Annotated in this window: 12 protein-coding genes and 1 tRNA gene; 5 read left to right on the forward strand and 8 right to left on the reverse strand. The window is 59.2% G+C overall.

Features of this window, described 5'->3' with window-relative positions; genetic code table 11:
* The first annotated feature begins 22 nt into the window (after positions 1–22).
* The gene (locus BLLJ_RS09435; RefSeq protein WP_013582993.1) at positions 23–1099 is read left to right on the forward strand and encodes a hypothetical protein; all 1077 of its coding nucleotides are present in this window, start codon (positions 23–25) and stop codon (positions 1097–1099) included.
* A 1037-nt stretch (positions 1100–2136) separates the two neighbouring features.
* On the opposite strand, the gene metG is transcribed toward BLLJ_RS09435, so the two are convergent.
* Positions 2137–4002 carry a methionine--tRNA ligase gene (gene metG, locus BLLJ_RS09440; protein ID WP_032737588.1) on the reverse strand — a complete coding sequence of 622 codons (1866 nt, stop codon included), beginning with the start codon at positions 4000–4002 and terminating at the stop codon, positions 2137–2139.
* Positions 4003–4318: 316 nt separating this feature from the next.
* Between metG and BLLJ_RS09450 the strand changes: the two genes are divergently transcribed.
* Together BLLJ_RS09450 and BLLJ_RS11565 are read left to right on the forward strand one after the other, a co-directional pair.
* Positions 4319–4966: a hypothetical protein gene (locus BLLJ_RS09450; protein ID WP_007052934.1), complete on the forward strand. Its 648-nt coding sequence runs from the start codon at positions 4319–4321 to the stop codon at positions 4964–4966.
* Entirely contained in the window at positions 4957–5334 is a 378-nt protein-coding gene (locus BLLJ_RS11565; RefSeq protein WP_007052935.1) for a variant leucine-rich repeat-containing protein, read from the forward strand. The genes BLLJ_RS09450 and BLLJ_RS11565 overlap by 10 nt, the downstream gene beginning before the upstream one ends.
* A 26-nt stretch (positions 5335–5360) precedes the next feature.
* On the opposite strand, the gene rsmI is transcribed toward BLLJ_RS11565, so the two are convergent.
* From rsmI to BLLJ_RS09470, 3 genes are all read right to left on the reverse strand, one after another.
* Positions 5361–6371, reverse strand: a complete 1011-nt coding sequence (gene rsmI, locus BLLJ_RS09460; protein WP_008783206.1) for a 16S rRNA (cytidine(1402)-2'-O)-methyltransferase — start codon at positions 6369–6371, stop codon at positions 5361–5363.
* Between the two features lie 328 nt (positions 6372–6699).
* Positions 6700–6772 (reverse strand) — tRNA-Ala (locus tag BLLJ_RS09465).
* 178 nt (positions 6773–6950) lie between these two features.
* Positions 6951–8369, reverse strand: coding sequence for an MFS transporter (locus tag BLLJ_RS09470; RefSeq protein WP_050496093.1), 1419 nt, complete (start codon positions 8367–8369; stop codon positions 6951–6953).
* Between the two features lie 81 nt (positions 8370–8450).
* Here BLLJ_RS09470 and BLLJ_RS09475 point away from each other — a divergent pair, with 81 nt between their 5' ends.
* On the forward strand, positions 8451–9497 hold the full coding sequence (locus BLLJ_RS09475) for an FAD:protein FMN transferase (protein ID WP_032740908.1): 1047 nt from the start codon (positions 8451–8453) through the stop codon (positions 9495–9497).
* 151 nt (positions 9498–9648) lie between these two features.
* Here the strand turns inward: BLLJ_RS09475 and BLLJ_RS09480 are convergent, their stop codons facing one another.
* From BLLJ_RS09480 to BLLJ_RS09490, 3 genes are all read right to left on the reverse strand, one after another.
* Positions 9649–11478: an ABC transporter ATP-binding protein gene (locus tag BLLJ_RS09480; RefSeq protein ID WP_007055050.1), complete on the reverse strand. Its 1830-nt coding sequence runs from the start codon at positions 11476–11478 to the stop codon at positions 9649–9651.
* Positions 11479–11691: 213 nt separating this feature from the next.
* Positions 11692–13563, reverse strand: a complete 1872-nt coding sequence (locus BLLJ_RS09485; RefSeq protein ID WP_013582997.1) for an ABC transporter ATP-binding protein — start codon at positions 13561–13563, stop codon at positions 11692–11694.
* Between the two features lie 186 nt (positions 13564–13749).
* Positions 13750–14271: a MarR family winged helix-turn-helix transcriptional regulator gene (locus BLLJ_RS09490; protein WP_016507763.1), complete on the reverse strand. Its 522-nt coding sequence runs from the start codon at positions 14269–14271 to the stop codon at positions 13750–13752.
* Positions 14272–14632: 361 nt separating this feature from the next.
* On the opposite strand from BLLJ_RS09490, the gene BLLJ_RS09495 reads away from it, so the two are divergent.
* The gene (locus BLLJ_RS09495; RefSeq protein ID WP_013582999.1) at positions 14633–15226 is read left to right on the forward strand and encodes a BRO family protein; all 594 of its coding nucleotides are present in this window, start codon (positions 14633–14635) and stop codon (positions 15224–15226) included.
* 455 nt (positions 15227–15681) lie between these two features.
* On the opposite strand, the gene BLLJ_RS09500 is transcribed toward BLLJ_RS09495, so the two are convergent.
* The gene (locus BLLJ_RS09500) at positions 15682–19518 is read right to left on the reverse strand and encodes a bacterial Ig-like domain-containing protein (RefSeq protein ID WP_013583000.1); all 3837 of its coding nucleotides are present in this window, start codon (positions 19516–19518) and stop codon (positions 15682–15684) included.
* Positions 19519–19582 lie beyond the last annotated feature (64 nt).

Genomic DNA, 19582 nt, shown 5'->3' on the forward strand with positions numbered 1-19582 from the left:
ACCGCTACGCTACGGTGGCGTTATGAACAGCGGATTTCCCACCCCGCCACCCGGCGTATTCGACGATGAACCACCCGGCTGGACCAACAATGCCGCGGCACCGAGTGCTGCGTCCACGCACGCCGTCAAGCCCGAGCCATACTCACCACCGCGTATGGCAACCCCCACTGCGCCCGCTATGAGCGAAGCCCTCACCCAACGTAAGCGGGAAATGCTTAAACGATGCACGGACGCCGCGCAACAGCTCGGAAAGCCGGTGCTCTTCGGCATGACCACATCGCTGATACTGCAATCCGTGCCGCTTCCCAAGGATTGCGATCTCAATGCCACCGAGCTCCATACCGTCTCTGACTCGCATCGCACCCGGATACGCGCCGTCGTTCCGCCAACAACACCGCACATCTGGAAACCGCTAAGCGCCGCGCACAATGCACGTATCAACAAGCATGTGCACGCGCTGAATCTGGTACATACTTGGGCGCAGCTCGCCGCTCACATGTCATTGGAATCATTGGTCATACTTGGCGACGCAACCCTTACGGCAATAGCGCGCAAGCCGAGCCTATCGGGCGGCCGCACCGCCGACGAAATTTATCAGGACTTTGTGCGGCAGGTCAGCGAACTTCCGAAATTCAACGCGAAAGCCACATGCATGATCGCACTTGAATTTATTGCACCGCGCGTGGATTCTCCGATGGAATCAGAGACCCGTATCACAACCACGCAATACGGGCTTCCACGAGCCGTGACAAATTACACAGTGCCCGGCGCGACGTTCAGCAATGGTGAGCCGATAACACTCGATCTCGCTTGGCCCGAATTCCGCGTCGCCATCGAATATGACGGCGATCATCATCGCACAGACAAGGCCCAGTGGCGGCGAGACAACGACAAGCGCGAACTGTTACGGCATCATCATTGGATCGTCCTCATCGCCACCGCCGCGAATATGGCTGATGAACCGTCTCAAGCCGAACTCGCCTACCGAGCCGGGCGACAGCTGGCGTTGCGAGGTGCCATATTCGATTTCACCTTGACAGCGACGCCGCTCAATGAACTTGCCCGGCGGAAACGACGGAAATCCACCGGGGCGCACTGAGCTGACATCGATACGATTGCGCGCGCTTGCTGCAACGCATATGCCATTCATCGCACCCCATTTGGTCGCGTGGCCCCGACCGCATGGCACTGTTGTGTGTCACACGCCATGTTACGTCCGGCGAATCCGCACATCATCTGCGTTGCGTACTGCCATATTATGCGGTTCGCGATATACGTCACGGTGTCCGATGTCCTGGTAACGACGTCAATCGATTTATGTGTGTACCGGGCCAGATTTTGTTGTCCCGGTTCTCCATTTCGCCTCTTTTTGAGCAACCGGGACAGAAACACCCTCGAAAAATCGCCAATTCGGCCCTACCGCACAATATCCGCCATCACACATCGGCGGAATTCCGGGCTTCTGGATTTGCATACATTGAGCGCTCACGGGATGGTCTGTCCCGGTTCCCCAAAAGAGGCCAAAATCACGAACCGGGACAACGAAATCTGGCCCGGTTCGCACGTCAATCGGTTGCCGTCACCACCGGGACACCGACTGCGCATAGATAAGATGCTTCAATGCTTAACAGGCATGCGACCATACCGCGATAGCAACGTTTCGCTGGAAGTAGAGGAATCAAGCAGCACCCCCCAAACCGGAAGCATGGAGGGAATCCTGCAATGCTCCGAATCACCGCGCCCCGTGCTTGGTGTGGCGGATCACGGCTTCGAGCGGCGTGGATGTAGCTGGACAGCAGCGTAACTTGCGTTGCATGATGCGGCCCAAAACGAAGAAACCCGGCGGAGGGGCCGCCGGGTGAGAGAGAAGAGAGAAGAAGGGTTCAGTTATGGGGTTCGGAAGAACCTCGCCACCGGTATGAACTTCATTCCGTTGACATCTTCTATATAACCGTCTCTTTCTTGGGGATTCGATGTGCTTGTCTGGGAAAAGTCTTGGCAAACTGTGACGGGCTTGTAACGCCGCCCGACAACCGGCCTCGCTCTGTCGGGGCTTGGCCGCACATACGGCAACAGGCCACCCCGCAGCACTTCATGTGCGAGGTGGCCCGTCAGCTACGAGCTAGCAATGCCGAATCACTCGGCGGCGAGCTTGGCCTTCTCGGCGGCCAGACGTTCGGCTTCGGCGGCACGGCGAGCAGCCAACGCTTCATCGAAGCGAGCCAGCTCCTCTTCCACGGCCTCGGTCGGAATCTTGGCGAAGATCGGTGCGGGCTTAGGCACCATGGCGCCGACCTCGATTGCCTCGCTCTTCCACGGGTGCACGTTCACACCGAGCTCGTAATCGCCGGTGATAATCGGGTACGTGAAGCCGGGCTTGTCGAGATCCTCGACTTCCTTGAGCTCAGGCAGCGGCGAGAAGGTGCCGGTGCCGCCGAGCGCCTCCCACACCTTCTGTGCGGAGTGCGGCAGGAACGGCGCGAGCAGGTGGTTCGCGTCAGACACGGCCTGAGCGGCCACGTGCAGCACGGTGCCGAGACGAGCCTGGTCGTCCTTAATCTTCCACGGTTCGGTGGCGGAAATGTACTTGTTGATGTCGCCGACCACACGCATCGCCTCGGACAGGGCGTGCTTCTGGTGGTGGGTTTCGATGGAGGAGCCGACCACGTCGAACGCGGCGGAACTCTCTTCCAGAAGGCCACGGTCTTCGTTGGTCATCGAATCCTCGTCCAGCGGCGGAATCTCGCCGAAGTTCTTGTTGATGAGGTTGGCCACGCGGTTCACCAGGTTGCCCCACGAGGAGGCGAGCTCCTCGTTGTTGTGGCGCACGAACTCGGCCCACGTGAAGTCGGAATCCGAGGATTCGGGGCCGGCCACGGAAATGTAGTAGCGCACGGCGTCCACGGGGTAGCGGGCGAGGATGTCCTTGACGTAGATCACGATGCCGCGGGAGGAGCTGAACTTCTTGCCTTCCATGGTCATGAACTCGCTGGCCACCACCTGCTCAGGCAGGTTGAGCGGACCCATCGGGCCGGTTTCGCCGCCCTTGGAGCCCTTGCCGTTGTACGCCAGCATTTCGGACGGCCAGATCTGGGAGTGGAAGGTGATGTTGTCCTTTCCCATGAAGTAGTAGGCCGGGCAGCTCGGGTCGTTCCACCATTCGCGCCACTTCTCCGGGTCGCCCTGGCGGCGGGCCCATTCGATGGAGGCCGACAGGTAGCCGATCACGGCGTCGAACCACACGTACAGCTTCTTGTTCGGGTTGTCAATCCAGCCCTTCACCGGCACCGGGATACCCCAGTCGATGTCACGGGTGATGGCGCGCGGCTTGACTTCCTTGAACAGGCCGAGCGAGAAGTTGATGACGTTGGTACGCCAGCCCTTGCGGGTCTCCAGCCATGCCTTGTTGGCTTCGGCGAGCGCCGGCAGGTCGAGGAAGTAGTGCTCGGTCTGCTCGAAGCGCGGGGTTTCGCCGTTAATCTTGGAGACGGGGTTGATGAGCTCGTCCGGGTCGAGCTCGTTGCCGCAGGCGTCGCACTGGTCGCCACGCGCACCTTCGGCGTGGCAAATCGGGCACTCGCCCTCGATGTAGCGGTCGGGCAGAGTGCGGCCGGTGGACGGGCTAATCGCCACCTGCTGGGTGCCCTTGTAGATGTAGCCGTTCTCCAAGCACTGCTTGAACATCTCCTGCACCACGTGCTCGTGGTTACCGGTGGTGGTGCGGGTGAACAGGTCGTAGCTCAGGCCGAGGTCGCACAGATCCTTGGCGATCACGCGGTTGTAACGGTTGGCCAGTTCCTGGGCAGTGAGACCTTCCTTCTCCGCCTCGACGAGAATCGGGGTGCCGTGCTCGTCGGTGCCGGACACCATGAGCACATCATTGCCCTTCATGCGCTCGTAGCGCGCGTAGACGTCGGAGGGCACACCAAATCCCGCGACGTGGCCGATATGACGGGGGCCGTTTGCATACGGCCAAGCAACATTCACCAAAACATGACTCATAAGGCTTGATTATCCGGCGCGGCGGGGACACGCCCGGATAGCTGCCGCGCCGCCATCCTCATCCCACTCACCTATCCACCCGCAACTTCCCCACATACTTATCCGTACACCTCTTGCGCGCTTATCCACATACGCATTCGCACACGTATCCGCGCACCCATCCGTACGCACGCCCACGCACATCCGCACACACTTCCGCCTGCCAATATCCACCGAGTTATCCACATCATTTGCGCACCTAGTAAAGTTATGCACTTATCCACCGTTTTCGCCTATCCGGTGGCGCGCAAGCCGCATTTCTGCATATTGTTCGGTCATGGATATCACAGCAGGTCCGATGACGGACATCACAACAGTCGCCTCGCCGGCAACCGCGCAACCTGCGGTGCCGCCGATACTGTTTACCAAGGATCTGCCGGGACCGCTCAGCCTTAACCGTCTGGCCGCCTTCGGCACGTTACATAAGCTCGACGATTCCGCCGGCTACTGGATCGAGCATTCGGGCACACTGTATGGTCGCGCGAAAATCGTCGCGGAGGTCGCCCCGTTTGGCACTGTGGTGTGTTCGATGACCGCCGCTTGGGTATGGCTGGGAGGCCCCGACTTTCCGAGTACCATAGACGTGATTTCCACATCGCACTTCCGCTCGGCATCCGTCAGCCGCCGTATCCGCGTATTCAAAAGATTGACGTTGCCGGAGCAAATCATCAAGCTCGGCGGGCTGCCTGTCACCACGCCAGCCCGTACGGCTTGCGACCTGGTGATGAGTCCTGAAGACATCCCCGATCCTTCCACCGTCAACGCACTGGTGTGCCAGCTGATGTCCGCGTACCAGTTTCGGCCAAACGACTGTCTGCAAATCGTCAAGGAGCATCGGCATCACAAGTACGCCGGACGCGCACGCATGTTTTTTGAATCGGTGCAGCAGGAGATGGACGAACCGGCTTTGGAGCAATGCGCATGACGAGGGGGTTCATTGTCAGAGGCCATCGCAGAGGCCGCCATGCCGCTCACCGTTTACGGCATTTGCGGCAGGCGCAACGGTTGCCTCGCCACGCGGCGGCGGCACACTCATCCGAATCCGCATCGCGCGCAATCTCGGATATGACCGCGCCGCCTGAACCGCCCATCAGACTTACGCCCGCGGTGGCATGTTCGCCCGATACGGATGTTGCCGTGCTCTGGCACATCGCATATCACGTGCCCGAACTGCGTAAATGGCTGGTTGCCAATCCCAAAGCCGACGCGCCTTTGCTGGAATTGGTCTCGCAGCGTGGTGGGCCCGGGGTCCGGCAGGCGTTGGAAATATTGTTCGAGTCGATGGAAGCGTAACGGGGAGATAATCGCCGGCTGCTGCGCTATCCCTTGATTTTCAGCACAGCCGCATACACCTGCTTGCGATTGGCCAACGATCCGTCAGCCAGTGGATGCTCCTGCACCACTTGCGCGATGGCGTCCTTGATACGCAGGCCGTCCTCCAAAGCACGGTCGATGGAGAGCACGGCCATGTCATCCACGCTCAACGTGCTGGGCGCGGCCGCTTCGGCCTCCTCGTTGGACGCGCCGCCGATGACCAGCACCATCTCGCCACGGGGCGGATCATCAATCACACTTTGGCGAATCTCGTCAATCGGGCCGCGACGAATCTGCTCATAATCCTTGGTGAGTTCGCGGCACAGGGCCATCGGGCGATTCGGGCCGAACGCGTCCAGCAGATCGTCCATCGAATCGGCAATGCGATGAGGCGTCTCGTAGAACACGATGGTGCGGCGTTCGGGCAACAGCGTGCGCAGATACTGCACGCGCTCGGAATGCTTTCGCGGTAGGAAGCCTTCGTAGCAGAAGCGGTCGGTGGGCAGGCCGGAGAGGGCGAGCGCATCGAGCACAGCGGAGGGGCCGGGCGCGCAGGTGACGGGCAGACCGCGTTCAATGGCACGGCGCACGATGGCCAAGCCGGGGTCGTTGATGGTGGGCATGCCGGCGTCGGATACGACGAGCACGGTGGCGCCGGTTTCGACCTGGTCGAGCAGGCCGTCGGCCTTGTCGCGCTCATTGTGGTCGTGATAGGCGATGACGCGACCGTTCACATAGACGCCGAGGCGACGGGCGAGATCGTAGAGGCGGCGCGTGTCTTCGGCGGCCACGATATCGGCCCGTTCCAAGAGGGCCACCAGACGGGCTGAAGCGTCGCCGACATTGCCGATCGGGGTGGCGGCGAGCACCACGGTGCCGGCGGGGATGGTCACGGCCGATTCGCGGGATTGGGCGACGGCGGATTCGCCGGCATGAACTTCATCATTGCGTTCAGGCACTTGCGTCACGCTACCGTCAGCGTCATACTGCTCATTCAACTCATCTGCGCTTGTCATACTCCCAGTATTGCCCATGCCACAGAGCAATCCACGACAATCCATGGCGAAATCGAGGCATTCTCCCTTTGCAGGGGCTGATTTCACATGTTCCGGAGGTCTACTTCCGTTTCAAGGGGCTCCTCATCCGGTGAAGCACCGATACAAACGGCTTTGACGCAACGCTATTCCGCCATTTTGGCGGCGTATCTACTTGACCATCAGCCCCTCGAAACGCAAGTAGACCTCCGGCAAACCCCAAATCAGCCCCTTGAAACGCGAGATGGCAGAATTTCAACGAAAACAAATGAAAAGACCCTCTGCGGTGGAATGAATGCAGAGGGTCTCGTGGAGCTGACGGTAGTCGAAACCGCGACCTCTTCGATGCGAACGAAGCGCTCTACCAACTGAGCTACAGCCCCTTGGATGTTACTTTGCTCCGCAAAGCAACTCGCAACAATATAGTACGGAGTACGGTCAAACGCAATTTGACGCCGAAGTGTCGCACGCGTGTCGACACGGTAACGTTTCGGTGTCGCAGACGGGGCAAGTCACCCACACCGCTCCGTATGGATACCGCGGCGGCACCCGGCAACGCCATCACGTCTCCAGCACGCCCAACACCTTCTTCTCGTTGTAGAACGCGAACACGATGCCGCCCAAGCCGCACAGCACGGCCGCGCACACGGCGGCGATGCGGTAGCCCGCGCCGGACGCCATGCCGATGGTGGAGACGCCGGTGAACAGCAGCATGGCCACGGACTGGCCCATCTTCATCGCAAAGGTGCGGGCCGCGTAGAACATGCCCTGACGGTCCTGGCCGGTGGTCTTGGAACTGGCGTCGGCGATATTCGCCACGATGGCCTGCGGCAGGATGCCGAACGCGGCCATCGGAATCGCGCCGACCACCGAGAGCACCAAACCCTGGGCCATCGCCGGAATGAAGCCGAGCACGGCCGAACCAAGGGCGCCGGCAAATGCGAACGCACAGGTGAAGATCACGAAGGCAACCAGCAGCAGCCTCTTCTTGCCGACCTTATTGGCCAGAATATTGACCGGCAGATAGAACAGCACAGAGACGCCGGTCATGAGCACGAAGTAGATGGTCGTGGTGGTTTCCGGCAGCTTGAGCAGGCTGGTCACGAAGAACGGCAGACCGGTCTGGAAGGTGGTGATGGCCACCCAGTAGACCACGTCGGAGCATACGAACTTGCGGAATTCGCCGTCGCCGAACGTCTGCTTCAGGGATTCGATGGTCGATTCGGAGGTGGGCTGGGAGTTGACGTAGTCCTTCTCGCGGATGGCCAGCGGCGGCACCAGCATGCACACGAACGCCACGGCGGCCATGATGGTGAAGGTCACGCGGATGGCGGTGATGCGGCCCATCATCGGCACGAACGCGCCCCAAATCACCGGCGCCACGTACGCGATGGCCGTGCCGGCCACCCAAGTGAAGGAGATGGCGGTGGAGATGGTGAGTTGCTGCTTGGAGTCGTGGCCGAGTTCGGCGATGAGCGCGTTGTACGGCGTGCAGTAGAACGTGAGGGCGATGTAGTAGCCGATCACGGTGACGAACAGGAACGCCGCGTTCACCCAGCTGGTGCCGTTGATCGGGCTCCAGAACACGAGCACGGTGACCACCGCGAGCGGCAGGGCGGCAAATTTCAGGAACGGCATACGTCGTCCGGATTTGGCGTCGCAACGGTCGGAGAGGGACGCCACGGCCGGGTCCACGAAGGCGTCGAAGAATCGGGCGAAGGCGGTGATGCCGCCCACCACGGTCACGATGCCGAGCACAACCAGGCCTTGCGGCACGAACACGGTCTGGCCTTGGGAGATGGCCTCCTGGTCGGGCTGATAGAAATACACGAGCCAGTTGGAGATAATGCCGGAAAGCAGTGCCCAGCCGAACTGGCCGACCGCAAACGCCCACACTTTGGCGATGGGGAGATCTCTGATGGCTGACTTCGCCGGTGCAACTTGCGCACCCGTTACACTTGCTGTAGTCGTATTGCCCATTCTCACAACCTCCGAATCAACATTGACACAGTGTCAAAATCCAGTATACACCGGCACACCATGCGTTCTACGATAGTGGGCATGACAAGTCTGACCGAGCAACTGCCATACGTATACGCTTTTCCTGATGCGTTGGGGACCGGATTACTGGTGCACACCGAGAGCGTATTGGACGATGAGATACGCGATCGTATTGGCTCGTTCATCCATGAATATGAGGTTGTATTATCTCGATTCCGCGATGATTCCATCGTCGGCCGGATGCGCACGGCCGCACATGGCGGCACGTTCGATTTTCCCGACTGGGCATCGGGTCTGTTTGGCCTGTACGACCGCCTGCTTGCGGCAACCGATGGGGCGATCGACCCGTGCGTGGGCGAGGATTTGATTCGGCTTGGCTACGACGAGTCGTATTCGTTTGCGGCTACGCCCGATGCCGCCGAACATGCAGGCGCGATCCACGGACGAGCCGTTTGGTCAGCCGACGTTGAGCGGCACGGCACCACACTTATCACCCACAGCCCAGTCGCGCTCGATTTCGGTGCGTGCGGTAAGGGGTATTTGGTGGATTTGCTTGCGGGGATGTTGGGTGATGGCGCGGGCCACCCTCAACCCATTCAATACGTCATCGACGCCGGGGGTGATTTGCTAGTGCACACGGACGAACCAATCACCATCGCCCTTGAAGATCCTGCCGATCCGGCCAACGCCGTAGGCGCGGTCGAAATCAGCCAAGGTGCATTCTGCGCGAGCTCCCCCAGCCGCCGCCACTGGTCTGACGCCGCAGGTCACCAACTTCACCATCTGCTCAACGCCATCGACGGACTACCGGTTGACGATGTAGCCGCCACATGGGTGGCCGTCACGCCGCCATCGAGCACCATAACCACGAAGACATCGACGCATGGCAGCAATGCCTCGACAACGGCAAACCGCGATACCGACGATTCGTCGAACACCGTTGCAGCACACGTCCCTGTCACACTGGCCGACGGACTCGCCACAGCCCTGTTCACTACCTCGGCCGCCCAGTTACGCGCTCACTTCGATTTCGAATGCGCCATCCTCAACGCCAATCGTGCCGCCGCACAATCCCCCAATTTTCCGGGCGGTTTTTTCACACACTAATGTACGAAATCATCAGTATCACATCCAGTGGAGCATTCCCTCGGGTGGACCGATGGGTTGCTCCCCTCAGTCAGCTACGCTGACAGCTCCCCTCGGAGAGGGGAGCCGAGTATAGCTAATCCGCTAATCCGCTAACGCAGGAAACAATCCGTCAGTCAGCGAGCGCGAACTGGCTGTTGTAGAGGTCGGCGTAAAAACCGCCCGCCGCCAGCAGTTCGTCGTGCGTGCCGCGCTCGATCACGTCGCCGTGGTTCATGACGAGGATCATGTCGGCGTCGCGAATCGTGGAGAGGCGATGCGCGATCACAAAGCTCGTACGGCCCACGGTCAGCGCATCCATGGCCTTCTGAATCAGCTCTTCAGTACGGGTATCGACCGAGGAGGTGGCCTCGTCGAGAATCAGAATCGGCGCGTCCTGCACCATCGCGCGGGCGATGGTCAGCAGCTGCTTCTGGCCCTGGGAGAGCGACGACTTGTCGTCGAGCACGGTGTCATAGCCGTCCGGCAGCGAGCGGATGAAGTGGTCGAGGCCCACGGCCTTGCACGCATCCTCGATCTGCTTGTCGGTCACGCCGGGCTTGGAGTAGGCGATGTTCTCGCGCACAGTGCCGCGGAACACCCACGTATCCTGCAGCACCATGGAGAACTGGTCGTGCACGTTCCAGCGCGGCACGGACTTGGTGTCCACGCCGTCGATCGCGATCGAGCCGCCGGAAATCTCATAGAAGCGCATGAGCAGGTTGACCATGGTGGTCTTGCCGGCACCGGTCGGGCCGACGATGGCAACCTTCTGCCCGGCCTTGACGGAGGCGGAGAAGTCGTGGATGATCGGCTTGCCCGGTTCGTAGCCGAACTGTACGTGGCTGAATTCCACGTCGCCCTTCACTTCGTGGCCGTTGGTCCCAAGCAAAGCGGACTTGCCGGATTCGTCCTCCATCTCCGGCTCCTCAAGGAAGCCGAACACGCGTTCGGCGGCCGCCGCGCAACGCTGCAGGTTCTGGAAGGCCTGGGCGAACTGCGCCAACGGCTGGGTGAACAGGCGGACATACATCATGAACGCCACGATCACGCCGAACTCGATCTGCCCGTCGAGCGCGAGCGCCGCGCCCACCACGCACACCACCACGTAGCCGAAGTTGCCCACGAAATTCATGAGCGGCATCATCAGGCCGGAGAGGAACTGCGACTTCCAGCCGGACTCGTAGAGGTCCGAGTTGTACTTCTCGAAGCGACGAATCGAATCGGCCTCGCCGTTGTATGCCTTGACGATGAGGTGACCGGCGTACATCTCCTCCACGTGGCCGTTGACGTCACCCAGCGCCATCTGCTGCCGGGCGAAGTACTTCTGGGAGGACTTCATGATGGCCATCATGATGATCAGGCCGATGAGGCTGGCACCGATGGCGCACAGGGTCATGATCACGTTGTTGTAGAACATCATCACCAGCGCGCCCACGAACAGCGTCACCGAGGTAATCAGCGAGCCGAGCGACTGGCCCAGCGTCTGGCCGATGGCGTCCACATCGTTGGTTATGCGCGACAGCACGTCGCCGTAGCTAACCTTGTCGAAGTATTTGAGCGGCAGTTTGTTGATTTTGACCGAGATGGACTCGCGCAGTCGCTGGGCGGTGCGCTGGGTGACGTTGGCCATCATCCAGCTTTGCACGTAGCCGAGCACGGCGTAGCCCACGTACAGGGCCACCAAAGTCCAGGCGATGTGGCCCACCGTGCCGAAATCTACCGAGTTCATCACCGGTCTGCCGTTAACGATGGCGGGCAGACCTTTGACGATCTCGTTGGTCATGTCCTTGAGCTTGTCCGGGCCGACGATCTGGCAGACGGTGCCGGCCGCGCCCAGGATGAGCGCGATGATGATGACGGGAAGATAGTTGCGGCAGTAGTTCACGAGTTTGCCCATGACTTTGCCGAAATCATGGGGCTTTTCGACGGCACGCCTGCCGCCCATTGGTCCTCTTGGCATTTGTTTTACTCCTTAAAAGTCCGTATTGACCTCCCTCTGATGAGGGAGGTGGCGCGAAGCGCCGGAGGGAGAGAAGCCGTACGCGACTACCCCTCAGTCAGCTGTGCTGTTTTATTCGCTCGCTTATCAGCTCGTCTTCGCCTGGGAACAGCCCACTGGGCTGTTCCCTTTACGGCTCAGCCCCTGACATGGGGAGCTACCGCTGCCGCCCCCCTATGCCGTAAGCTCCGACTGGCTGAGCTGGGATTCGGCGATCTGGCGGTATACGTCGCAGTTGTCGAGCAGTTCCTTGTGCGTGCCCTGACCCACGACCTTGCCGTCGTCGAGCACGACGATGCGGTCGGCGTTCATGATGGTGCCGATGCGCTGGGCCACGATGAGCTTGGTGGAATCCTTGGCCTCGCGGGCGAGCGCGTCGCGCACTTCGCGGTCGGTCTTGAAGTCGAGCGCGGAGAACGAGTCGTCGAAAATCAGGATTTCCGGGTGACGGTACACCGCGCGCGCAATCGACAGGCGCTGCTTCTGGCCGCCGGACACGTTCGATCCGCCTTGGGCGATCGCGGCGGAATACCCGCCGTCCATGCGCGCCACGAACTCGCTGGCCTGCGCCACGTCGGCGGCGGCCTTGACGCGATTCAGCTGCTCGGCCGGTATATCGGCACCTTCCGCGGCCTCGCCAGCGGCGATCAACGCGGCCTCGCGCTTGCGCCCGGCCGGGGTGGAGGTATCGGCCATCTCGACCTCCGCCGGGTCGCCCGGCTGATCGCCGTAGCTCACGTTGGAGGCCACGGTGCCCTTGAACAGCACGGACTGCTGCGGCACGTAGCCGATCTTGTCGCGCAGGGCCTTCAGGTCGTAGTCGCGCACGTCCACGCCGTCGACCAACACCTGGCCTTGGCTGGTGTCATAGAAGCGCGGCACGAGATTGATAAGAGACGACTTGCCGGAGCCGGTGGAGCCGATGAACGCCACCGTCTGGCCCTGCTCGGCGGTGAAGTTGATGCCTTCCAGCATCGCCTCGCGCGAATCCGGGTAGGTGAAGCTGACGTTGCGGAATTCCACGGTGCCCCTCTGGCCGGTTTTGGCCACGTCGGCGGCGGTTTTGGTGCCGTTCTCGACGATTGGCTCAGTGTCGAGTACCTCCATGATGCGCTGCGCGGACACGTCGGCGCGCGGCCAGAGCACGAACACCATGCTCATGAGCAGGAAGCTCATGATGACCTGCACGGAGTAGTTGGAGAACACCACCATGTTGGAGAACACGGTGAGCTTGTCCTTGAGCCCGGCGGCATCGATCAGGTAGGTACCGATCCAGTAGACGGCAAGCATCAGACCGTTCATGATGGTGTTCATCAGCGGCATCATGAACGCCATGACGCGGTTGGTGAACAGCTGGGTGTCGGTGAGGTCCTTGTTGGCCTTGGTGAATTTGGCTTCCTGGTAGTCCTCGGCGTTGTAGGCGCGCACCACACGCAGGCCGGTGAGGTTCTCGCGGGCCACGAGGTTGATGTTGTCGGTCAGGGCCTGCATGGCCTTGAATTTCGGCATGACCATGGCCATCATGATGACGATGGCCGCCAGCAGAATCACTACGGCGATTCCGGTGGCGAGCGTCCATTCGAAGCCTTCGCCGGCGATCTTGCACACGGCCCATACTGCCATAATCGGCGATTTGACGATGAGCTGCAGACCCATGGTGATGAACATCTGCACCTGCGTGACGTCGTTGGTGGAGCGGGTGATGAGGCTGGCGGTGGAGAACTTGCTCATTTCGGCCGGGCCGAAGGACTCGACCTTGCGGAATTCGAGCGAGCGCAGACGCTGGGTGAACGAGGCCGCCACGCGCGCAGCGATGTAGCCGGTGATGATGGCACACGCCGCGGATCCGAGCGAGATGAGCAGCATCTTGCCGCCGGCAATCCAAATGTCCTTCATGTGGCTGCCCGGCGTTTCGACCAGCGTGGTGATGTCTGACATATAGTCGGGCAGTTTCAGGTCGAAGTAGACCTGCCCGACGATGGTCACCAGAGCGATGAGCATCTGACCGATCTCCGCTTTGGAGAGGTATTTCATGATGCGAAGCATTGGTTTCCCCTTGTGTTGGTTGGGTTGGTTATTGGTTATTGACGATTGGTTCTTAAGTTGGCTGGGTTATCGGCGATTATCGGTTCACGATGTCTTAATAGTTTCTATTGTTTGATTACTTACACTGTGAGATATTACGCGCACTTCTGCATGTTCGCTGTGAGCGTCCTCAATTAGCCTTGCCGATTAGTTCTCCGCGCGCTTAGCTGCCATGTGTTCAGCCACGCGCTTGCCCCGCTCCACGAATGCCTCACGCACCTGTTCAGCAGTCGGCCGAGGCTGTCCCGGATGGCAAATCGACATATATGTGGTGAACTCAGACACCAGGTCAACGAATTCGCGCGTGCGCCGCTCCCCCATTTGCGAGAAAATCCAGCAAATCGCGGAACGCATTTCCTCTATCATCCGATGAGACTGCTCGCGCCCGGAATCAGTAAGATTCACGCGAATGATGCGCCGATCTTTGGGGTCAATGTCACGCGTGACCCAGCCCTTCTTCTCCAGAGACGACAGCACGGTGGAGATACGTCCGGAGCTTGCTTGCAGCGCCGATGCCAATTGCGATGGCGTTTGCGTCCCCTTCATGGACAGCTCCCGGAGCACGAACTGCTCACCATGGGCTCCACGAGTGAATTCCCTCTGCATTGTCGAACGATTGCCCCACACGCTGGCATACAGTTCACTAACTGCTTCCTGCTCAAATCCCATAAGAGCACCATCCATTCCCATTCGCCACACGGCAGAGCACCGCAAACACCCCAAGAATATCTCACACCGTAAACAATTCATTACTAGAAACTATTTTTGGAACGCATAATGCACACACTCCACGCTCTTTGATATTCTGAAAGCCGCATAGATATTCACTTCGGGGCGTCGTCTAAGAATATTTGCTGGGCCAACGGTAGCGACGTTGGCATTGTGCTCCATGAGGTATCTGGTCGAAAAGGCGGACGAAGACAGACCAGTTGGGCGGAGCGCGCCCATACCTCAAAACCATTGCAATTATTGGCTTTGACCATTTTCGTGGAGTCACGAAAATGGTCATGAAAAACATAAGGACACACCCATGAACCGCGACGAAATCACACGCAAAACCAGCGAACTCAGCACTATCGCACACACCACCGAGGACTCCAAAGTTGAGTATTGGTATGCACGCGAGCTAATGACCTATATGGGGTACGACAGATGGGAAAACTTCAGCAAAGCTATTACACGAGCCAAGCAAGCTTGCGACAATTCCGGCGTATCCGTTGAATCCCATTTCCGTGACACTACGCGAGACGTGACTCTCGGCAGCGGTGCCACCCGCTCCATCGCGGACGTCAAGCTCACCCGATACGCCTGCTATCTCATTGCTCAAAACGGTGATCCAAAGAAAGAAGAAGTGGCACTTCTCCAGAGCTATTTTGCCGTTCAGACTCGCAAAACGGAAATCATTGAGCAACGCATGGGAGAAATCAGCCGGCTCGCCGGCCGAGAGGCCCTTGCCACTGCAGAGAAGAAACTCTATCCGTATACCCAAATCACACACAACAAAACCGCACAAGAGCACATGTACACGCCCAACCACGCCGCAGAACGCCGGCAAGGATGTGATACAGGCCACAGAAAGCGTTGTACCGCCCAGGCAATGCAACAATTGTCCGCTATGCTCTGAAGGCAGATGGCGGCACGGATGCCATCCCAAAGAGGGGGTATGACCATGATTCGGGGTATGAACCTATGCAGCATCGCCGGCTGCACGCACGAAGCAGAAGAAGCGGGCATGTGCAACATGCATTTCACATCAGCGCTGGTTCACGGAGCGCTGCACTACACTGCGGGCGGACGTCCGTCGCACTGCTGAGCGCAACAACAAAGCAAAACAACCAGTAACGCTCAACGGCTTCCACATGTTCATGCTCTAATTGCATGTACTTGCAGACACAATGGCCGGTCTGAGCCAGCTGCCCTCGCATGGAGCAGCTGGCTCAGACCGGCCATTATTGTTGCTTTGTACTGTTTGCACTGTATTGCGCCTGCATTGCGCAAGCTCGGGCGCACTCGCTGAGTGGCGTGAATCGCAGATTGCTCAATAGCAACGCAATCCACGCTACTCAGCAGTTGCCATGGTTATGCGCGGCGTTTGCGGATGACGAGCAAGGCACCAGCCGCAGCTGCCAGCGCCACAACCACGACCGCAATGGCAGCCACGGCAGCACCCGTATTCGAAAGGGGCGCAGCGCCATTAGCAGCCGGCTCATTCGTGGCAGTGTTACCGGGCTTAGCAGTGTTGCCAGGATTGTTGGTATCGCCGGGCTTCTGCTCTCCAGGGCCGGGAGTGACCTCCGTGGCTGTGACCGTGACTTCGAACGTCGCGTTCACGCCACGATAAGAGACGGTGATGGTCTTCGTGCCTGCGGTGGCAGAATCAAAGCCAGTGAACTTCAGATCACCATCAGTTGGATCAATCAGCTTGCGCAGCGTTTCGGTATCGCCGACTTTGTAAATGGCGGATACCTTCACATCGGCAGCGTTGAACTTATCGCCTACCTGATAGGAATCCTTGGTCACTTCCACAGCAAGCTCGGCCAACTGAGGCAGTTCGCCGAATGTCACTGTGTAGGTTTCCGCCGTGCCATCCTCAGCAGTCACAGTCACCGTGGCCACGCCACTGTTCTCGGTCGAAGCCTGCTCCACCTGCACCGTAGCCTTCGCGTCAGCAGCAGTCGCCTCCACCGTCGGGTAAGAAGCAGCGTCTCCGGCCAGCGCACCGGCATATTCGGTGATATCCGCGGAGAATCCGTCAACCGTCTTGCCATCCACAGTCAGATCAGCAAGATTGGCGTTACTAGACGGCTGCGGCTCTGGCGTTGCTTCACCTTCGGCGATGCGTACTTCAGCGATCTTGGCATAGTCATTGCCATCGGCATAGGTGAAGTTGAGGCGAATGCCCTTGGTGGCGGGCAGAGCGCTCACATCGGCTTCCGTCACGGCTCCAGCAGCACCATTCACAGTGACTGCCGGCAGCGTGGCATCAGTCCACGTGGCGTTGTCTTCAGCTAGGTACGATACAGTGAAGCTCTTCGGAGCGGCCTCGCCCTTGGCCTTATCCACCGCAACGCTGAGCTTGCCCAGCTGATATGCCTTATCGAAGGTGTAGCTGAGCCACGGCGAGGTGTCGCCGGTGCCCCAGTTCGACCAGTTGGTGCTCAGATTGTTGTCGCAAGTCAGGTCGGCCGTAGAAGCGGAGGCCCAGCTGCTGGCCGGCTCATACTTCGAGGCTGCGGCGGACGAGCAGAACAACCGGGCAAGGTTGCTTTCCACAGTCACGGTGAGCGTGGCAGTTACTGAAGAATCAGTGACAAGGCGTACCGTCACGGTTTGCTCGCCCAATTTGGTGGTGTCGAAGCCTTCCAACGTGTATTCATCTGGCTCCAGTACACGCGTCTTGCCATTGGTGAGCGTAGCGGTAACCGTCACGTCCTTATGCGCGAGCGTCTGCCTCTTGGCGATAGTGGTTTCAGGGCCCTTGGCCGCGATGGACTCCACAGCAGCAGTCTGCGAACCGAACGCAGTGCCGTTGAAGGCCACGGTGAATGCGCCGGCATTGCTGTTCGACGTGGCGAAAGCACCGGCATCGAGCCCGGTTACGTCCGCACCGGTCAGCGTTACCGTAGCGACATCCTGCCATTCATCGTTCGCGGAAGCACGCCAGTAGCCTTTCAGAGTATCGGTTGAGATGCGCTCCAGCTTGAGCTGCACTTGGTCGCCGAAGCCGGTACCAACATGCGATGTTTCCTTATCGATGTAGCCATCGGCATTGGAATCGTACTGCATGTAAACGCCGCTTAGGCTGGCAAGTAACGTGGCATATCCCTTGCCGCCGTTAGCGTCAGCAAGACCGTTACGGACCACCAGACCGGCGCGCGGATCGCCATTACCGCCCAAGTCGAGCGGCTTGACCGTGGTTTCCAGCGTTTCGTTCACGTCCAGAGCATCAGGCTGGTACACCGCACTGCCCTCGTTGCGATCCGTCCAGACGCCACGATTGGCGTTGTCCGTAATCGTGAAGTCATAAGCACCGCCGGACGCAGAAACCTGGCACGCGCTGCCGCCCTTCCAATGAGCTTCCTTCCAACTTCCGGAAATCGGGTTGGAGCAGGAAACATCGATGGTTCTACGGAATGTACGGCCCGGATTGAAGTTACTGCTCTCGGCAAGAGTGCCCGTAATGGTGTAGGCTCCCGGCACATTGAATGCGTAGGTGTTACCAGCAGCCTTGGTCGACTTGCTGACTGCCGTACCGCCTTCCACATTCCATGTCACCTTGGTAGCAATGGTATCGTCGCCTTCCTTGACGTTGACGGTGTCCGGCAGAGTAACGGTTCCGCCCGTGTTCACGGTCTTCGGGAGATCATCGCCGGTTTCCACAGTCCAGTTGACCAGCTTGCCCTTGGCGCTACCATGGTTGCCCCAATAGCTCAGATCCCAACCGTCGGGCTCGCCTTCTTGAGCAGGATTGTGCATTTCGATGGTGCCGTTCTCACCGATGGTCAGCGGCAGCCAAACATAGGTGGAATCGGCTTTACCGGAATCCCAACGGTCACCAAGGTAGATGAAGTGACCTTTCTCCTGGTCTACTGCGAGCACACTAGCCGACTGCGAACCGAATGTGGTGCCGCGGGTATCGCCCACGGACAACAGACCATCCGCGCCTTCCGGCATGTTGTTGTACCACGTGTTCTCGTTGACATCGTCCTTTTCCACGCCACGGGTCCAGTTTCCCAGCATGGAGTCGGCGGTGTAGTAGGTCTGCTTGTTCGGGGCCCAGCCGGTTGCACCAGATGCGATGATGTTGTAACGCCCGTCATATTGGAATACGGCAGGAGCTTCCAGCGAACCATTTTGTTTGACGATTTGGAAATCTTCGCCACGCACCGGGGCATCCGTAGTAGCGTCTGCAAGAATGTATGGGTACTGCCCGTCAGCAGAGTACTGCTTTTGTCCCTCGGACTGGTCCACATTCGTGGTCTTGACTACATTGGTGTAATCATCGTTGAGCTTGGCGATGTACAGCGTGGCATTGGCTTCGGAAGAATACAGTACATAGGCACTGTCGTCCTTCGGGTCCACGAACACAGTCATATCGCGGCTGTCACCGTTCTCACCCCAGCTGGGGTTACCTGCGGCTTCTTTCCAATTGTTCTGGTTAGGCAAACGATAGGCACCCACCATAGTGAACGGGCCCGCCGGATTGTCGGAAACAGCCACGCCCGCAAGTGCACGTGCATAGTTGGAACCGCCCGGCGTGGTGCTTCCATCGGAATGCCACCACAGCACGTATTGCTTGTTCTTCTTGTTGTAGATGATCTTCGGACGCTCGAAAATGCCCTGTACGGAATCAACCGCGCCATCACCATCCTGATCGGGGTTGGTGTTGAGGTACGGGAAGATTGCGTCGGCCTTGGCAGCGTCCACACTGCCGTCGGACTTGGTCAGGTTGTAGGCCTTGTCGAAGTAGGCGTAATCGGCATTGCTCTTATCCGTCAACTGAGATTTGCTGGTCACCGCACGCAGCGCCACACCAAGGTCAGTCCAGTTGTATAGATCTGTCGACATATAAGCATGAACACCGGGGCTGTTGTCGTAACCGTTAGAACGGTCTTCGCCATACCAGTAGTAGGCGTCGCCAACCTTGACCACTTGGCCACCGTGCGCTTGGATGTGTGTGCCGCCATTATCATTGGCGTTCTTGGCATACCAATATGGCTGGAAGTAATCGCTAGCGTTCTTGCCCGGATCGGCTGTGGGCTGGAACTTGGTGTATGTCGGCACTTGGCCGATGGTAGGCAGGTAATCCACACCTGCCGCACTGGCACTTGCAGCGGCCAGCCCGCATGACAATAGCGTTGCCGCGGCGGTAATTGCCGCGATAAGAGCGCCCTTGCCCTTATTGTTTATCTTCATTGATTTGGTTCCTTGATTGATGATAACGGTTTTTTGAACAAACAGTTATGTCGCTATCCGCGAA

Source organism: Bifidobacterium longum subsp. longum JCM 1217 (assembly GCF_000196555.1).
Classification (GTDB): Bacteria; Actinomycetota; Actinomycetes; order Actinomycetales; family Bifidobacteriaceae; genus Bifidobacterium; species Bifidobacterium longum.

Coding starts and splice junctions, on each gene's coding strand:
- rsmI (WP_008783206.1), bottom strand. CDS start 6,371: ATGACAAGCGCAGATGAGTTGAATGAGCAGTATGACGCTGACGGTAGC.
- BLLJ_RS09470 (WP_050496093.1), bottom strand. CDS start 8,369: ATGGGCAATACGACTACAGCAAGTGTAACGGGTGCGCAAGTTGCACCG.
- BLLJ_RS09450 (WP_007052934.1), top strand. CDS start 4,319: ATGGATATCACAGCAGGTCCGATGACGGACATCACAACAGTCGCCTCG.
- BLLJ_RS09490 (WP_016507763.1), bottom strand. CDS start 14,271: ATGGGATTTGAGCAGGAAGCAGTTAGTGAACTGTATGCCAGCGTGTGG.
- BLLJ_RS09480 (WP_007055050.1), bottom strand. CDS start 11,478: ATGCCAAGAGGACCAATGGGCGGCAGGCGTGCCGTCGAAAAGCCCCAT.
- BLLJ_RS09475 (WP_032740908.1), top strand. CDS start 8,451: ATGACAAGTCTGACCGAGCAACTGCCATACGTATACGCTTTTCCTGAT.
- BLLJ_RS09495 (WP_013582999.1), top strand. CDS start 14,633: ATGAACCGCGACGAAATCACACGCAAAACCAGCGAACTCAGCACTATC.
- BLLJ_RS11565 (WP_007052935.1), top strand. CDS start 4,957: ATGCGCATGACGAGGGGGTTCATTGTCAGAGGCCATCGCAGAGGCCGC.
- BLLJ_RS09500 (WP_013583000.1), bottom strand. CDS start 19,518: ATGAAGATAAACAATAAGGGCAAGGGCGCTCTTATCGCGGCAATTACC.
- BLLJ_RS09485 (WP_013582997.1), bottom strand. CDS start 13,563: ATGCTTCGCATCATGAAATACCTCTCCAAAGCGGAGATCGGTCAGATG.
- BLLJ_RS09435 (WP_013582993.1), top strand. CDS start 23: ATGAACAGCGGATTTCCCACCCCGCCACCCGGCGTATTCGACGATGAA.
- metG (WP_032737588.1), bottom strand. CDS start 4,002: ATGAGTCATGTTTTGGTGAATGTTGCTTGGCCGTATGCAAACGGCCCC.